At 54.3% G+C, this 17,277-nt stretch carries 14 protein-coding genes; 3 read left to right on the forward strand and 11 right to left on the reverse strand.

Going from position 1 to position 17,277, the window contains the following annotated elements; genetic code table 11:
- Positions 1–22: 22 nt before the first annotated feature.
- Both malI and PGR09_RS22765 read right to left on the reverse strand, forming a co-directional pair.
- On the reverse strand, positions 23–1,039 hold the full coding sequence (gene malI, locus PGR09_RS22760) for a Mal regulon transcriptional regulator MalI (protein ID WP_213317843.1): 1,017 nt from the start codon (positions 1,037–1,039) through the stop codon (positions 23–25).
- A 91-nt stretch (positions 1,040–1,130) separates the two neighbouring features.
- Positions 1,131–2,630 (reverse strand): PTS transporter subunit EIIC, encoded by a 1,500-nt coding sequence (locus PGR09_RS22765; protein WP_430916537.1) that lies wholly within the window; start codon positions 2,628–2,630, stop codon positions 1,131–1,133.
- A gap of 366 nt (positions 2,631–2,996) precedes the next feature.
- On the opposite strand from PGR09_RS22765, the gene metF reads away from it, so the two are divergent.
- Both metF and PGR09_RS22775 read left to right on the forward strand, forming a co-directional pair.
- Positions 2,997–3,884 (forward strand): methylenetetrahydrofolate reductase, encoded by an 888-nt coding sequence (gene metF / locus PGR09_RS22770; protein ID WP_015368922.1) that lies wholly within the window; start codon positions 2,997–2,999, stop codon positions 3,882–3,884.
- Positions 3,885–4,035: 151 nt separating this feature from the next.
- Complete coding sequence (locus PGR09_RS22775) at positions 4,036–4,962, forward strand: DMT family transporter (protein WP_047047225.1); 927 nt, start codon at positions 4,036–4,038, stop codon at positions 4,960–4,962.
- A 44-nt stretch (positions 4,963–5,006) separates the two neighbouring features.
- Here the strand turns inward: PGR09_RS22775 and nagE are convergent, their stop codons facing one another.
- The 9 genes from nagE to PGR09_RS22820 form a co-directional block, all read right to left on the reverse strand.
- A complete protein-coding gene (nagE, locus tag PGR09_RS22780) occupies positions 5,007–7,019 on the reverse strand; it encodes an N-acetylglucosamine-specific PTS transporter subunit IIBC (protein WP_430916538.1) in 2,013 nt (670 codons plus the stop codon).
- 260 nt (positions 7,020–7,279) lie between these two features.
- Complete coding sequence (nagA, locus tag PGR09_RS22785) at positions 7,280–8,422, reverse strand: N-acetylglucosamine-6-phosphate deacetylase (protein ID WP_430916539.1); 1,143 nt, start codon at positions 8,420–8,422, stop codon at positions 7,280–7,282.
- 10 nt (positions 8,423–8,432) lie between these two features.
- Positions 8,433–9,170, reverse strand: a complete 738-nt coding sequence (gene nagB, locus PGR09_RS22790; protein WP_289578454.1) for a glucosamine-6-phosphate deaminase — start codon at positions 9,168–9,170, stop codon at positions 8,433–8,435.
- 8 nt (positions 9,171–9,178) lie between these two features.
- On the reverse strand, positions 9,179–10,093 hold the full coding sequence (locus PGR09_RS22795; protein ID WP_430916540.1) for a glycyl-radical enzyme activating protein: 915 nt from the start codon (positions 10,091–10,093) through the stop codon (positions 9,179–9,181).
- A 12-nt stretch (positions 10,094–10,105) separates the two neighbouring features.
- Positions 10,106–12,529, reverse strand: a complete 2,424-nt coding sequence (locus tag PGR09_RS22800) for a glycyl radical protein (RefSeq protein WP_430916541.1) — start codon at positions 12,527–12,529, stop codon at positions 10,106–10,108.
- Between the two features lie 158 nt (positions 12,530–12,687).
- Positions 12,688–13,437, reverse strand: a complete 750-nt coding sequence (locus PGR09_RS22805) for a DeoR/GlpR family DNA-binding transcription regulator (RefSeq protein WP_430916543.1) — start codon at positions 13,435–13,437, stop codon at positions 12,688–12,690.
- A 138-nt stretch (positions 13,438–13,575) separates the two neighbouring features.
- Complete coding sequence (gldA, locus tag PGR09_RS22810; RefSeq protein WP_047047243.1) at positions 13,576–14,679, reverse strand: bifunctional L-1,2-propanediol dehydrogenase/glycerol dehydrogenase; 1,104 nt, start codon at positions 14,677–14,679, stop codon at positions 13,576–13,578.
- A gap of 54 nt (positions 14,680–14,733) precedes the next feature.
- Entirely contained in the window at positions 14,734–15,396 is a 663-nt protein-coding gene (gene fsa, locus PGR09_RS22815) for a fructose-6-phosphate aldolase (RefSeq protein WP_004203684.1), read from the reverse strand.
- Between the two features lie 205 nt (positions 15,397–15,601).
- Positions 15,602–16,582, reverse strand: coding sequence for a helix-turn-helix domain-containing protein (locus tag PGR09_RS22820; protein WP_196796529.1), 981 nt, complete (start codon positions 16,580–16,582; stop codon positions 15,602–15,604).
- A gap of 24 nt (positions 16,583–16,606) precedes the next feature.
- Here PGR09_RS22820 and zinT point away from each other — a divergent pair, with 24 nt between their 5' ends.
- Positions 16,607–17,257 carry a metal-binding protein ZinT gene (gene zinT / locus PGR09_RS22825; RefSeq protein ID WP_063414034.1) on the forward strand — a complete coding sequence of 217 codons (651 nt, stop codon included), beginning with the start codon at positions 16,607–16,609 and terminating at the stop codon, positions 17,255–17,257.
- Positions 17,258–17,277: the final 20 nt, after the last annotated feature.

Below are 17,277 nucleotides of genomic sequence, written 5' to 3' on the forward strand. Positions count from 1 at the left end.
CGGCCCGCTGGGCCGGCCTTCATTATGCTGACTCCCGCGTCACCAGTTGTCCGGAAAGGGTAATACGCTGGGTAGGGAGAGCCGGTTCTTTGATCTTGCGGATAATTAACGCGGCGGCCTGACGGCCGGTCTCTTCGCTGGCGGAAGAGACATAGGTAAAAGATGGCGAAGTCAAATTCACATGCATCATATCTTCGAAGCCCACCAGCGCCACTTGTTGGGTAAGAAAGACGTCTTTTCCCACCGTTCGTCCTACCTGATGAATACCATTGAGGCAGCCAATCATCGCATCCGGTGAATGGCAGAGCAGCGCGGTAATGGCATTATTCTTTTCCAGTAACTGACGAGTGGCGATACTGGCGGCTTGGGTATTGTCGTGACAGGCGGGCGCAAACTCTTCGCGTACCGTCATGCCGTTTTTCTCCAGCGTGCTGTAAAAGCCGAGCAACCGCTGCTGACGAATAAGATCGTCTTCCTGACCGCCGATGTAGGCAATATAGCGATGACCACGCTCTATCAGATAACGCGCGGCGATGCTGGCGGCCTGACGATTATCGCGGACCACCTGATCGCGGTTGCCGGTTAACGGCGTTTGCGAGACCGTCACCAGAGGCAGGGGACATTGCAGCAGCGCTGCAGGCAGCGTATCGCGGGTGGTATCGGCATCAAGATAAATCACGCCGGCGACGCCCTGTTGTTTAAACGACAGCAGGCAGCGATCCAGATAGTCGCTATCGTTAAGCGGCTGGCCGAGAAATACCATATAGCCCTGTTTCTCCAGTTCCTGCACGATGTTGGCCATCACTTTGATGGAAAAACTGTCGTTGAAGTCGCGAAGAATCAGGCCGATTAGATTGGTGGTGTTGGCGCGAAGGTTGGCGGCGGCGACGTTATGCACATAGCCGAGCTCCTGGATGGCAGCATTGACTTTTTCGATGGTGGCGTCGGAAATTTTTCCCTTCTGACGTAATACCAGCGAGACCGTAGAAACGGAAACGCCGGCCAGTTTCGCCACATCTATAATGCTGACTTTCTTCAAAATCGCTCCATGAAAACTGTTGTATGACAGTCAGATAGCAGAAGATCGCTTCTCTGAGACAAGCGATCTTCCACACCATAACATCTTCTGGTTATTTGCCAATCATCCCCGACATGGTTTGAGCGATAAATTGCGCCCTGGCGCCAAAAATTATCTGGATACCGTTATCACCGACGAAGACTACGCCGCGCGCGCCGATACTGTTGAGGCCGTCTTTATCTACCGCCTCGCGTTCGGCAACCTCCAGACGCAGACGGGTGATGCAGGCGCCCACCGAGTCAATATTCTGTGAACCGCCGAGTAAGCTGACAATTTCAGTTGCCAGTTCGGCGTCGGTTTTATCATTGGCCGTTACGGTGATATCGGTACGTCCCGGCGTTTTTACATCGAAGCGGCGGATCACGAAACGGAAGGTGAAATAATAAATCAGCGCCATCGGCACGCCAACAATCACCGCGCTGAGGAAGTTTGTCTGATAGCCGTTCATGGAAGGCAGAATACCGAAGGAGATATAGTCGATAAGTCCGGCGGAGAACGACTTGGCAATATGCGCGTGCAGCAGGTACATGGTCATGTACGAGAGCCCCGCCATAATGGCGTTAAAGACGTACAGAATCGGCGCCACGAAGATAAAGGTGAATTCGACGGGTTCGGTGATGCCGGTCAGGAAGCAGGTCAGCGCGGCGGAGAACAGAATACCGGCCGCGATTTTTTTATTTTTAGTGTGCGCTTCGTGATACATCGCCAGACAGGCGGCCGGCAGAGCGAACAACATCAGCGGGAATTCACCCTGCATAAATTTGCCCGCGTTTTGATAGCTATCGGTGCTAAAAGATTTCACCCCTTCTTCCAGCATTTTAAACCAGATGGTCTGGTCGCCGTGGATCATCTGGCCCGCCTGAGTGGTGTAATCGCCGAAGGAGTACCAGAAGGAAGGGTACCAGATGTGGTGCAGGCCAAGCGGGATTAGCGCGCGTTCAACGAGGCCGAAAATGAAGGTGGAGGCGGCCTGGTTATCGCCGTTAATCACCATCGACAAGGAATCAATACCGGCCTGGATATGCTGCCAGACGTAAGGTAGCAACAGGCCGAGGATAAACGACAGGAAGGCGGTGGCGATCGCCACAAAACGCTTACCGGAAAAGAAACCGAGGAATTCCGGCAATTGCAGCGTGTGAAAGCGGTTGTAGCACCAGGCGGAGAGTATCCCGCAGATAAGCCCGCCGAAAACCCCCATCTGCAACGTCGGGATGCCGACCACCATCGCGTATTTGCCGCCCTGAGCGGCCATTTCCGGCGTAATGCCGAGTACGGTACCGATGGTAATGTTGGTGACGAAGACCGAGACCGCTGCCGATAGCGCGGCGATGCCGGATTCCGACGCGAGGCCGACCGCGGAGCCGATAGCGAAGAGCATCGGCAGGTTATCGAAAATAATACCGCCGGCATTCATCATCAGCGGTAAATGGAATTTATCCCCGAAGGCCAATAACAGGCCGGCGGCCGGGAGGAGCGAAATCGGCAGCATCAAGGCGCGGCCGATCATCGACAGTTTTGATAATGATTTTATGAACCCTGACCACAGACTCATGCTGATTACCCCGAATAGATATTATTGGCGAAAACGTGTTAAGTAGAACGTTCTAGTAGAACGTTCTACTCACTGTGGATCAAGGTTGACGTTGCTGCAATAGTAATCGTTATGCCAGGGGGGGAGATGTGCGATTTTTTGAACTACTTCAAATTACGCTGCGGACAAAATCTGAAAACAACGCCAGGGCGCGCCTGGCCTGACGCGAGATGAACTTTTTTCACTTTGACTGAAAATTCCTCACTGTTTACGCAGATTTTTCTATTGACGCCCGCACGCTTTTCCGTCATTTTTACATCTGGACGTCTAAACGTATAGAAGTTCGCAACACGACTGATAAATATAATGCGATTGATGAGGTAAGGTATGAGCTTTTTTCACGCCAATCAGCGGGAAGCCCTGAATCAGAGCCTGGCGGAAGTCCAGGGCCAGATTAATGTGTCCTTTGAATTCTTTCCGCCGCGTACCAGTGAAATGGAGCAAACCCTGTGGAAATCCATCGATCGCTTAAGCAGCCTGAAGCCGAAGTTTGTTTCCGTCACCTACGGGGCGAACTCCGGCGAGCGCGACCGCACTCATAGCATTATCAAAGGCATTAAAGACCGCACCGGTCTGGAAGCGGCGCCGCACCTGACCTGTATCGACGCCAGCCGCGATGAACTGCGCGCGATTGCCCAGGATTACTGGAACAACGGTATCCGCCATATCGTCGCGCTGCGCGGTGACCTGCCGCCGGGTAGCGGCAAGCCGGAGATGTACGCCGCCGACCTGGTGACGCTGCTAAAAGACGTCGGTGATTTTGACATCTCCGTCGCCGCCTATCCGGAAGTGCATCCGGAAGCCAAAAGCGCGCAGGCCGACTTATTGAACCTGAAACGTAAAGTAGAAGCGGGCGCTAATCGCGCGATCACTCAGTTCTTTTTTGATGTCGAAAGCTACCTGCGTTTTCGCGACCGCTGCGTCTCCGCCGGTATCGACGTGGAAATCATTCCGGGCATTCTGCCGGTCTCCAACTTTAAACAGGCGAAGAAATTTGCCGATATGACGAACGTGCGTATCCCAACCTGGATGTCGAAAATGTTCGAAGGGCTGGATAACGATGCCGAAACGCGCCAGCTAGTAGGGGCGAATATCGCCATGGACATGGTGAAAATTTTAAGCCGGGAAGGGGTAAAAGATTTCCACTTCTATACCCTGAATCGCGCCGAAATGAGCTACGCCATCTGTCATACCCTGGGCGTGCGTCCGGCGTAATCACCTGCTTTACCTCTTGTTTCATCCTTATCGGGGCGGTGAACTGCAATTCACCGCCCCCTTTTTTAGCACGAAAAGTGCGCTCTGCCTTTAAGCAACCTTCCGCCAAAGCGAGTATAGTGCCCGCAAAAATCATGACGGTGGAGAAGTTATGACGGTTGCAAGGAACAGCAATCTCCTGGCCGGTTGCGGCCTCGTCCTGCTGACGCTTATCTGGAGCTACAGCTGGATTGCGATGAAACAGGTAACGCTCTATATCGGCGCCTTCGATTTTACCGCGCTGCGCTGTATCTTCGGCGCGATTGTACTGATGGCGGTGCTGGCGCTGCGCGGGCGCGGCATGCGGCCGACGCCGTTTGGCTATACCCTGGCGATTGCGCTGCTGCAAACCTGCGGCATGGTCGGCCTGGCGCAGTGGGCGCTGATGAGCGGCGGCGCCGGTAAAGTCGCTATTCTCAGCTACACCATGCCGTTCTGGGTGGTGATCATGGCGGCGCTGTTTTTAGGCGAGCGCATGCGGCGGCTGCAGTATGCCGCTATCGTCCTGGCGGCGTGTGGTCTACTGCTGGTGCTGCAGCCGTGGCAGTTGGATTTCTCCTCGATGAAAAGCGCGCTGCTGGCGATCCTCTCCGGTATCAGTTGGGGGGCGAGCGCGATTGTCGCCAAACGCATGTATCGCCGCTATCCGCGCCTCGATTTACTGTCGTTAACCGCCTGGCAGATGCTGTATGCCGCGCTGGTGATGAGCGTGGTGGCGTGGCTGGTGCCGCAGCGCAGTATTGACTGGCAGCCTGGGGTTTTCTGGGCATTGGGCTATAGCGCGATTCTGGCCACGGCGGTGGCCTGGAGTCTGTGGCTGTATGTCCTGCGTAACCTGCCTGCCAGCGTCGCCGGCCTGAGTACGCTGGCGGTGCCGGTCTGCGGCGTGCTGTTTTCCTGGTGGCTGCTGGGTGAAAATCCGGGGCTGGTGGAAGGCGGCGGCATTGTGCTGATTGTCGCGGCGCTGGCGATTATCAGCCTTAAAAAGCGCCACGCTCATGGGCAACACGTTGATCGGCCGGCGACGGCGGCAAAATAATCGTCACATGTGGCCGCATGGCGCGGCCACACCGTCGATCAATCTTATCCCTTAATGTTGTACAGCGGTTCACCCGCTTTCACCTGATCGTGCGCTTTGATTTCCAGCTGCGCGAACTCCTCTATATTGCTGCAGAGCACCGGGCTAACCATCGAACGCACGTTAGCTTCGAGGTACACGAGATCCATTTCGAGAATCGGCTGACCTGCGACAACGGTAGCGCCTTCTTCCGCCAGGCGGGTAAAGCCCTGACCCGCCAGCGCAACGGTATCAATCCCCATATGCACCACGATCTCAGCGCCGTCTTCGGTCTCAAGACAGAAGGCATGATCGGTGTTGAAAATCTTGATGAGAGTACCCGCCGCGGGTGAAACCACAATGTTGCTGGCCGGCAGGATGGCGACACCACCGCCAACGGCGCCGCTGGCGAAAGCTTCGTCAGGGACTTGCTCCAGCGCGACCAGCTCGCCGCTCACCGGGGCGACGAGCTCGATAACTCGCAATGCATTTGCTGCCTTGCGTGGACTCGTGTTGGCCGGTACGGCCGCATTGGGCAGCGCCTGCGCGGCATCGACATGACCCGCGGTTTTCATGGCGGTGGCGATTTTTTCCGCCACGAAGCCAACGATTATCTGCACGTTGCTGGCGTTGAGGCGAATGACCCCGCTGGCGCCCAGGCGGCGGGCCAGCGCTTCATCGACCAGTGTCGCATCCTTAACGCCAAGGCGCAGGCGGGTGATGCAGGCGTCGATATTGGTGAGATTATCGGAACCGCCGATAGCGGCAATGTACTGGCGCGCCAGCGCGCTGATATCCTGCTGTTTGGCGGCGCTCAGGTTCACATCTTCGCCGTCGGCGGCGCTGCCGGCAATGGCCAGTTCGCGGCCCGGCGTTAGCAGGTTGAAGCGGGTGATGGTGAAGCGGAAGACCAGATAATAAATCGCGAAGTACGCCAGCCCCATGGGAATGAGCAGATACCAGTGGGTGGCCAGCGGGTTGCGCGATGCCAGTACCATATCGACCAGACCGGCGCTGAAGCCGAATCCGGCAATCCAGTGCATGCTGGCGGCGATGAAGACGGAAACACCGGTTAAAAAGGCGTGGATGACGTATAGCGCCGGGGCCACGAACATGAAGGAAAATTCCAGCGGTTCGGTAATGCCGGTGAAGAAGGCAGCGAACGCGCCAGCCATCATAATACCCATCACCTTCGCTTTATTTTCCGCGCGGGCGCATTGGTACATCGCTAATGCCGCGCCCGGCAGGCCGAACATCATGACCGGGAAAAAGCCCGCCTGATAACGACCGGTGATGCCAACCACCGCTTTACCGGAGGCGATGGACTGCGCGCCGCCAAGGAAATTCGGGATGTCGTTAATCCCGGCGACGTCGAACCAGAATACCGAGTTCAGGGCGTGATGCAGGCCGACCGGGATGAGCAAGCGGTTGAAAAAAGCATAGATACCCGCACCCAGTGAGCCCAGTTTTTGGATATGTTCACCGAAGCTGACCAGCCCGCTAAAGACCACCGGCCAGATAAACATCAGGACAAACGCCACCACAATCATGGTGAATGAAGTGAGGATCGGCACCAGTCGGCGTCCGCTGAAGAACGAGAGCGCTTTCGGTAACTCCGTGCTGCTAAAGCGGTTATAGAGTTCCGCTGAAATAATGCCGACCATGATGCCGATAAACTGATTTTTAATCTTCGCAAAGGCCGCAGGCACCTGCTCGATTGGGATCTGCTGGATCATGGCGACAGCTGCCGGCGAACAGAGCGTGGTTAATACCAGAAAGCCGACAAACCCGGCCAGCGCGGCGGCGCCATCTTTATCTTTCGACATGCCGTAAGCTACCCCGACGGCAAACAGGACGCCCATATTATCGATAATGGCCGCACCGGACTGAATACATAGTGCGGCCAGCGCGTTAGAACTACCCCAGCCGTTGGGATCGATCCAGTAACCGATGCCCATTAAAATAGCGGCGGCAGGTAAAGTAGCGACGGGCACCATCAATGCCCGGCCGACTTTTTGTAGATAACCCAAAATATTCATATGAATTCCCTTAAAATAATAAATCCTGAAGCCGCATGTAATAAAGCGACTGACCTGTATAACGATGGGCAGTTAAGATTAAGCAGTCTTATTTTTATTGTGGGTTATTTTTAAGGGATTTCAGGAGGTGTTTAATGTTAGCCAGGTCGCATTTTAATAAATATTAAAAAGGACTTGGGGTATTAATAAATAGAAGAAATAACAAAGCAGCGGTTATTTTTCAATAACCGCCATTGTTAAATGATACGGAGGTGAATTAATTAACTTATTGACCAGGCTACCGTACCGCGACAATAGGTTGTATTCACCTGATAATTATCTTCAAGGACAACAATATCGGCATCGTATCCGCGCTGTAATTTCCCTTTTCGACTGTCAAAACCTAATAACCGTGCCGGATTAATGGTGCAGGATTTTAACGCCGCGCTAAACGGCACCATTGCTCTTTCGACCATATTATATAAGCCGCGATTGAGCTGTAGCGTGCTGCCGACCAGGACGCCGTTATCCCGTCTGGTTGCGCCATCATCGCCAAGTACCATTGGCTCTCCGCCGAACATATAGCGCCCCGGAGGACAACCTTTCGCCTTCATCGAGTCGCTTATCATGATGATGTCATTATCATTTTTGCTGCGATAAAGGTGGGCGGCGGAAACCAGGCTGACAAAGATACCGTCGGCAATCACCTCGCCGTACAGGCCATCAAGATTCAGGGCGGCGCCAAGCAGGCCGGGCTCGCGATTGACGTATTTCGCCATGCCGTTATAGACATGGGTGACATTTTTAGCGCCGTTGGCGACCGCCGCCAGCGCCTGCTCGAAAGAAGCATCCGAATGGCCCATATTGACCACAATCCCTTTCTGCGCGCAGTAGCGGGTCAGCGCAAATTGATGGTCTTCTTCCGGGGCAAGGGTAATGGCGATAATGTGGTCGCGCGCCGCCTTTTCGAAAGCCTGAAACTGGGTGACGTCGGCAGGGCGAATCTGTTTTTCCGGCTGCGCGCCGCGGTAAAGTTGGCTCAGGAACGGGCCTTCGAGATGGATGCCCAGAATTTCCGCGCCGCTATATCCTTCGTCCATGACGCGGGAAATATTGTCCAGCGCCGCCAGTAGCGTCGCGTTTTCATCGGTAACGGTAGTCGGGCAAAAGGCGGTGACGCCTTCTTCCGGCAGTCGGGAGGCCCAGCGGCGTAGCCCCTGTGGGTCGTTTTCGTTGGTATCGTAATCCCAGGCGCCGTGCGCATGGCTATCGATAAGGCCTGGTATAATGCGCCGCGCCCCGTAATTCTTATCCACACGGGGGCTAAGACCGGGTGTGATCGCGCCGATAAGCCCATTTTCAATGGTTATTTGCGCCGGGTAAAAACCCCCGGCAAGCCACACTCGTTCACTCTGGATTATCATATGCTCACCTTTAAGCGCTGATAAGCGATGCCGCGTCACGGTCGCATATGATGGTGACGTCCGCATGCATCAGTAAGAAGGAGGCGGGGAATTGCGGATCGATGCGTGTGCATTGGTGCAACTGCTTGATAATTTCCGCTTTTGATTTACCGTTGGCAATCAGCACGATCTTTTTGCTGCGCAAGATGGTGCCCATGCCCAAAGTGATAGCCTGCCGGGGGACTTCGTCCTGGCTGGCGAAGAAGCGGGCGTTCGCCGCAATGGTCTCTTCGTTAAGGTCGATGATATGGCATACCGGGCTATGGGTAGCATGGGGTTCATTGAAACCAATATGACCATCGTGACCGATGCCGAGAACGGTAATATCGAAATCGCCATGGCTTTGAATCAGGCGTTCGTAGCGAGCGCATTCGGCCTGCAGGTCGGGCGCCAGAATATCCGGTACGAAGGTATTTTCTTCAGCCATGTTGGCATGCTGATAAAAGTGCTGTTGCAGGAAGTAATAATAACTTTGCGGATCGTTTTTGGCCAGCGGGATATATTCGTCGATATTAAACGAGAGGGCGCAGGAGAAATCTGCTTCGCCATCTTTCGCCATTCGGCTCATTTCGGCCAGGAGGCCGACGGGGGTTCCGCCAGTCGGTAAGGCCATTACTAAATCCGGTTTTTTATTCAGCTCCTGGGCAATATGTTGTGCTGCCAGGGCGCTCATTTTTTCGTAGGTGTCGGTAATAATAAAGTTCAACATGTTAATCCTTAACCGCCAATGGTGGCTTTTAATCCAATATCTTCAGCGTATTGTTTAATTTGTTCTGTTACGTCGCGTTGGCATGTCGGAATGTTGTGTAGAAAATAGGGCATACCAAGCTTTTGATATTTCCCGATGCCATAAATATGGTATTCGAGAATATCAACCTGTAAAACCGCCGGACCGAGTTTACGAATAAAGTCGAGACGCTGGCGAATATCCTCAGGATCGTCGTTACGCGTCGGCACGATCACCATTCGCGCGAGGATCGGCTTGCCCATAGCGGCGATCGCTTTGGCATTATCGAGGATCCGCCGATTGTCTACGCCGGTACAGGCAAGATGAGTCTCGGGGTTGAAAGCTTTAAAGTCGTAAGAGAACAGATCGACCGTTTCAATCAGCGGGCGCAGCTTTTCCCAGCGGATATTGCCTGCAGTATCGAGACATACGTGTACGCCCTGCGCTTTCAATATTTGCGCTGTTTCTTTGACGAACTCCGCCTGCAGCGCCGGCTCGCCGCCGGAAAAGGTCACGCCGCCAGTGCTTGAGTCGTAAAATGTCTTGTCGCGCAGTAGTAATTCCGCCAACTGGTGCGAGGTCATCTCTTTAGCGATTTTTTCATAGCCGTCGTAGGGACAGAGATCGACCATATCCAGGAGATTGCTGCAATTTCTACGGTCTATATTGACGCCATTGCCCGGTTCAGCAAGGGTAATGGCGTGGTTGTTCGCCGCCTGTACGCAGGTACCGCACTGGCGGCAGCGTTCTTTAAACCAGAAAACGTTATGGCCTGGCCCGATGGTTTCCGGATTCGCGCACCACTGGCAGCGCAGGTTGCACTGCTGCATAAAGACGGTGCTGCGTATTCCTGGGCCATCTTTGGTGGAATAACGTTGAATTCGGGAAATCAGGCCAGTTCTCATCGCGTTTCTCTCTTACCAGCTCAGTTCGGTGCGCGCGATAATCGCATCCTGCGCTTCCGGCATCAGCGTTGAGAACAGCGCGCAATACCCGGCAACGCGCACCATCAGATTCGGGTAATCCTGCGGATTCGCCTTTGCGGCGCGCAGAATATTGGAATCAATGATGTTGAACTGATTATGGAAGATGTTTTTCTCACGACTGGCTTCCATAAAGGCGGTAAATTTCTCCAGATTGTCGTCGCCTTCCAGCGCGCTTGGCGTGAACTTCATATTCAGCAGCTGGCCGCCGGCGATTTTCTGGTTCGGCAGTTTCGCAACCGAGTTAATGACCGCCGTCGGGCCTTCTTTATCCGCGCCGAGACACGGAGAGGCGCCTTCGTTCAGCGGCAGCGTCGCCAGGCGACCATCCGGCGTGGCGCCGACGTCAAAACCATTCGGCACGTATGAAGTAATATTAGAGGTCGACATGGTATAACCGCAGCCTTTTGGCCCCTTACCATAGCGATCGGTTTTGTATTTTGGCAGCAGTTTGAGATAGGACTCGAAGACATCGGCGACGATATGGTCGACATAGTCGATATCGTTACCAAACTTCGGCGCATTGCGGCACAGTTTGCGTACGCGCGCGCCTTCCAGACCTTCAAAGTTGCTATCCATGGCGTCACGTAGCTGTTGAAGCGTCAGGACTTTATCGTCGAAGACCAGTTTTTTCACTGCCGCCAGGCTATCGCCGACCACGGAAGGGCCAATGTTGGAGGAACTCACGAAGTCATATTCCGCGCCGCCGTTTTTCAACGTTTTACCGCGTTCCAGTGAGCAGTTAATCGTGGCGGAGGCAAAGGCATCGGCATCGTGGTATTTCAGCGCCCGGTCGCAGACCAGATCGCAATCTACCGCCAGATCGGAGTAGAACTCCAGCAGCTGGTTCCACGCCGCCCATACTTCATCGTAAGACTGGTAGTTTATTTCGCGGCCTTCTTTACCGTTGATTTTCACTAACTGCACGCCGGTCGCCGGATCGCAGCCGTTGTTCATCACCAGCTCAAGGATCTTGCCGAAATTCACATAGGTCATGCCGGTGGCGCGGTGCCCCCAGCGGCCTGGGATCGCGGTTTCTACGCAACCCATTGAAGCATATTCGCGGGCGACTTCTTCCGTCAGGCCCAGCGTCATCATGGCAGGGATAACCACTTCGTCGCAGAAGATCGACGGCATACCGAAGCCTTTACGAATGAGCTTTGCGGCATCCTGCATCAGCGAATGCGGGGTATCTTTTGAGAAACGAACGCTGAGGTTTGGTTCCGGCAGGCCGGTTAGCGCCATGGCTTCCAGCGACAGATAGGAAAGATCGTTGGTACCGTCGCTGCCGTCAGGCTTCATGCCGCCAACCATCAGGTTGGAATAGAGCGGATAGCCCCCGCTGAACTGAGTATGGCCCCACGGGCGTACTTTGTTCAGGCTGTTGGTCATGATGAAGAAGTGGGTCAGGATCTCCAGCGCCTTTTCTTTGCTGATTTTCCCGGCTTTGATATCGGCTTCGTAATACGGCCAGACGTACTGGTCGAAGCGGCCGAAGGAGAAAGAGTGGCCGTTGCTTTCAATCATCATCAGCAAATGGGTAAGGTAGACGGTTTCCACGGCTTCATAGAAGCTACGGGCTTTGCCTTCCATCAGATGGGCGAACATGTCGCTCATGGCCAGCAGTTCGTCGCGGCGTTTAGCATCGGACACTCTTGCCGCTTCGGTTTTAGCAAGCGCGGAGAAGCGTTTGCAGTATTTAAGCGCGGCCTCCATGGTAATAATGACCGCCTGATAGAAATCTTTTTGCTCGTCGGTCAGGTTGTCGTCATTTTCCAGGTGCTGTTTGGCGATATCGCGCATACCGCCATAGCCAACTTCCAGTACGAAATCATGGTTCGGAATGATATGGCCGTCGCCGGACATGCTGATGCCGCCGCGGTGCAGCACGCCCTGTTTTTCCGCCAGACGGTTAATTTGCGGTAGGTTGGCAAGCACTTCATCCTGATGGGTTTTTCCTTGCCAGTAATCCTGCAGGGTACGCAAGCGGGCTTTGGTGGATTCGGACACGCGGAAGCTATCACCGGAACGCTTATCAAATTCGTCCAGTTCATCGATAACCCAGTTAAAGGAGTATTCCGGGAACACCGGCGCGGCAAAATTGGCGCTCGCCTGGTTGCCGACAATCAGCATATCCGGTTCGATATAGATGGTCATTTTCTCCAGAATATCGGCTAACGCCAAAGCCCGGCGAATCACAATGGACTGGCCTTCGGAGCGTTTAAACGACTCGGTGATGATCTCTGCTCGTTCCGGGCATAGCGTCGCCACGCGATGGAACATCTGATCCTGTTTTTTAGCGATACGCGCGAAGTCGCAATCGTCGTTGGTAGGTTTGAAGCTCAGTAATCCGTTCATAAAGACCTCAATTCTGGAGGGGGTATCCCTATTCCACGCTTGAGGTGTTCTTTTGTCAATTCATTTATGATCTTTTGTGTTCTATTTATCATTAATAAATCTAAAAAGAACATTTAGAAAAAACGGAAAAGCACAGACGCCCGTTGCCGGGCGTGAAGTTATGCTGCGCTGTCGGCCAGCAACAGTTCGGTTTTTTGCGCAGTAAGCAGGGAGAGGATATCGGCTGGGAGGCCATCCTGACTGATAACGATGTCAAAATCGTCCAGTCGGGCATGGCCGGCAAGGAAAGTTTGCTCGAATTTACTTTTATCGGCGAGGAGGATTTTTTGCCGTCCGGCGCGCAGCAGCGCTCGCTTGACGTGGGCATCGGTCATTTTAGGGACCGTTAGCTCGCCGTGGTGGTTAATACCCTGGGTGCTGATAAAGACCTTATCGGCATGAATGGTGCTAAAAAACTCCGCGGTACTGAACGAGATCATCCCCTGGGTATCATCTTCATATTCTCCCGGAGCGACGATTAACTTGATGTTTTTTCTTCCTTTTAGCAGATTCAGTACCGGTACTGAGTTAGTGATCACCATGATTTTTTTATCGAAAATAGATTGCGCTAGCGCCAGCAGCGTGGTCCCGCAGTCAATGATGATAGTGTCGCCGTCCTCAACCAGCTCTGCCGCTTTACGGCCAATCAGGTGTTTATCGTCAACCATCTGCACGGATTTAAGCTGAAAACTTGGCTCGACGCTGGCGCCGCTGGTCAGGTAGGCGCCGCCATAGGTCGTTTTGACGATTCCCTGTTTTTCGAAGAATGACAGATCCCGGCGGATAGTCATTTTGGTGACGCCGAACTTCTCGGCCAGTTCGTTTACAACGACTTTTTTGTCCTGTTGCAGAATGGCGTAAATGCTCATTCTTCTGTCTGATGATTGCATAACAACGATTTGCCCAAAGGAAAAACGCACTATAAAACACATCCCGTGTGCTGGCAATCGGCGATCAAAGGAACATAAAAGAACACACCCGGCTGACGCCGGGCGTAACGGGAAAGGTTATTCCCACTCTTGCAGGAAACGCTGTCCATATTGGTCGGCCACCAACAGCGCGGCATACACCTGGTCGGCGCTAGCGCCGCCCGGCATATTGTGGATAGTTTCGCCTTCGGCGCAGGCGGCTTCCGCGACCGTGCGCATTTTGGCCGGGATATCGCCTTTAATATCGAGCTGCGCCAGCGTGATGGGCAGACCGACGCTGTGACAAAGCGCCGCAGCGGTCTCAATTTCTTCCACCGGCGCGTTTTCCAGCACCAGCTGCGTCAGGGTACCAAATGCGACCTTTTCGCCGTGGTAGAAGTGATGGGCGTCCGGGATGGCGGTCAGGCCATTGTGAATCGCGTGCGCCGCCGCCAGCCCGCCGCTCTCAAAGCCGACGCCGCTCAGGTAGGTGTTGGCTTCGATCACCCGTTCGAGCGCTGGGGTAACTACATGCTGCTCGGCGGCAAGCATCGCCTTTTCGCCTTCTTCAACCAGCGTGTTGTAGCATAGCTCCGCCAGCGCCAGCGCCGCCTGGGTGCATTTACCACCCGCCATTGTAGTCGCGCCGCTGCGCGAGCAGGCGCGGGCTTCAAACCAGGTCGCCAGCGCATCGCCAATCCCGGCGGCCAGCAGGCGAGCTGGCGCGCCTGCGACGATCTGCGTATCGACAACCACCATGTTCGGGTTATGCGGCAGCATCAGATAGCTTTCGAATTCGCCATCGTCGGTATAGATAACAGACAACGCGCTGCACGGCGCATCGGTGGAGGCGATGGTCGGTGCCACGACCACCGGCAGGTGCATATAGTGAGCCAGCGCTTTCGCGGTATCCAGCGTCTTGCCGCCGCCGATGCCGAGCACTGCATGGCATTGGGCGCTGCTGGCGATATCGCGCAGGCGGTTGATTTCATTTTGCGAACATTCACCGCCGAACGGGGCGATTTCGGCCACCAGACCAGCGCCGCTCAGGCTGGTACGCAGCTGCTCTTCGGCGAAGCCGAGAACGAACTTGTCGCCGATGATTAGCCAGCGTTCAGCCAGCGGTTTGAGATATTCGCCGAGGCGCTTGATGGCGCCAGCGCCCTGGATGTATTTACCGGGTGATTGAATAATGCGATCCATTTCGATTCCTCCGCGATGACCGTGCAAGCCGCCTGTTGGCGGCCGACGATCGGATTACAGGTTCAACGTGCCAAATGCGTTATTCCAGTCCTGCTCAAACTTCTCTATGGCTGACTCTACCGCAGGGGTGCCGAGCATTTGTTGCGCTACGTCTAAGGGGAGGGTGATAGCTTCACAGCCGGCTAACAGGCAATCCAGCGCCTGACGCGGGGTTTTGAAGCTCGCGGCCAGGACTTTGCTTTCCGGGGCGTGCATTTCCAGCAGGGATTGCAGTTCTTGCACCATGCGAATGCCGTCACCGCCCTGGGCGTCGACGCGGTTGACGTACGGCGCGACGTATTTCGCGCCGGCCAGCGCCGCGAGCAGCCCCTGGGAAGCGCTATAGACGGCGGTGCCAAGTGTCGGGATGCCTTCTTTTTTCAGTAGTTTGATGGCGGCGAGACCTTCGGCGGTAACCGGGATCTTAACCACGATTCCTGGTACGGCGTTACTCAGGCGTTTGGCTTCTGCCACCATACCTTGCGCATCGCGACTCATGGTCTGCGCGAACAGAATACCTTCCGGGCCGACGGCTTTTTGCAGGCGAGGCAGCACGTCCCAGACCGGGGTTTTGCCGGCGGCGATGATGCTCGGGTTGGTGGTGACGCCAGCCAGCGGATAAATACGGGCCAGACGTTCAACTTCAGCGACGTTCGCGGTGTCCAGATAGAGTTCCATAACCATTCCTCGATGTGTAATTCAATGATGTTGAGGTAAGGATACGGCTTCCGTTTGCCTGCTCGCCAGATGACAATTTTGCCAAAAACTGGATAAATGTACGCATTACGATTAAGAGTGATTTAGATCACATTTGTCCACGCAGTAGTGCATCCAGGCTAAAATAGCCTGCAGGTGGAAATCAGTAACTTACAAAAATCTAGTTTTACGGCGCAGAGGGGTTTTCCGTCAGTTGGCTATGGTACTGGCGGCGATACTCGGAAGGAGAACGTTCAGTATTCTTGCGGAACAGGCGGCAGAAGTAATTGCTGTCGGCGAAGCCGCAGGCGTGGGCGATATCTTTTACTTTCATATCATGACCCTTCAGCAGCATGCGCGCCTGTTCGAGGCGGATATGATTGAGGTATTCGTTAAAGCCCATGGGACCGCACTTCTGAAACAGATGTGAGAGATAGTTGGGAGAGAGATAAAACTCCTGGGCTACGGATTCCCGGCTCAGCGGCTCAGCGAAATGGACATCGATATACTGGCGGATCGCCTCGAACAGCGCCTGGCTGCGCGATGAGGTTTGCGCCTGGCTACCCAGCAGATCGGTACAGTGGCTGAGCAGACTAATCACGATACAGCGGGCGGTTTGCTGCTCCTGCGGTTGCATGTGTATCTCATTTAGCGCCTGTAGCAGGAATGAACCCACGCGCGGCCCGCGGCGTGGTACCTGGATCTTCTGGACAAGAGTTAGCGCTTCTCCGTTCCAGCGCTGCAGCGTAAATTCCAACTGCTGTTTGCCAAACAGGATGCTTAAGAGCAGACAGGGCGTCTGCCACTGCGGCCAGTTCCAGCCATCGCCGGCAATATACAGTACGTCGCGCGCCTGCAGCGGCGCGGCGTTTTCCCCTAAGGCGAGATCGCGCAACTGCCCCTCAATGACGATATTCAGACGGGGGAAATCGAGCTGTATCACGGCTTCAGCAGGCGGTCGCATTGCGCCGGCAAAATGCACCTCCGCAATGTTATTCGTTTTTTTTATCAATGAATCAATGAGTTGATTGATGCTGTTGTCCATCATTGCCCCGTCAAATACGTCACGCGGTTCATCATACCGGACATTTTTCCAGCGGTAAAAGCACGAACTCGTCGTTATTGCTTCTCGGTTGTGAAATGTTATATCGTAACATTTTGTCGCAATCAATATTCAACTCAGGAGAGAGTAATGACCCGAAAGATCCCCATGCTCGCGTTTGGCTTCGGCATGGCGCTTGCCAGCGTTCAGGCATTCGCCCACGGTAGCCATCATCATGGCCCGGCGTTAACTGAAACGGAACGCCGGGCCAGCGAAGGCATTTTTGCCGATAAAGATGTGAAGGATCGCGCGTTGAGCGATTGGGATGGCGTCTGGCAGTCAGTCAATCCGTACCTGCTGAATGGCGACCTTGACCCGGTTCTGGAACAAAAAGCGAAAAAGCCCGGCGGCAAGAGCGTGGAAGAGTATCGCGCCTATTATAAGAAGGGCTATGCCACCGACGTAGAGCAGATTGGCATCGAAGATGACGTGATAGAGTTCCACGTCGGCAAGACCGTTAATAGCTGCAAATACCGCTACTCAGGCTACAAAATCCTGCAATATGCCTCCGGCAAGAAGGGCGTTCGCTACCTGTTTGAGTGCCAACAGGGCGATGGCAAAGCGCCGAAATTCGTCCAGTTCAGCGACCATATTATTGGCCCGCGCAAATCGCAGCATTTCCATATTTTCATGGGGAATGAATCTCAGGAAGCCTTGCTGAAAGAGATGGATAACTGGCCGACCTATTATCCGTATGCGCTGCATAAAGAGCAGATCGTCGATGAGATGTTGCATCACTAAAATGAATGGAAAATTCCCCC

It is taken from the genome of Klebsiella sp. 141251 (assembly GCF_050600725.1).
Classification (GTDB): domain Bacteria; phylum Pseudomonadota; class Gammaproteobacteria; order Enterobacterales; family Enterobacteriaceae; genus Klebsiella; species Klebsiella aerogenes.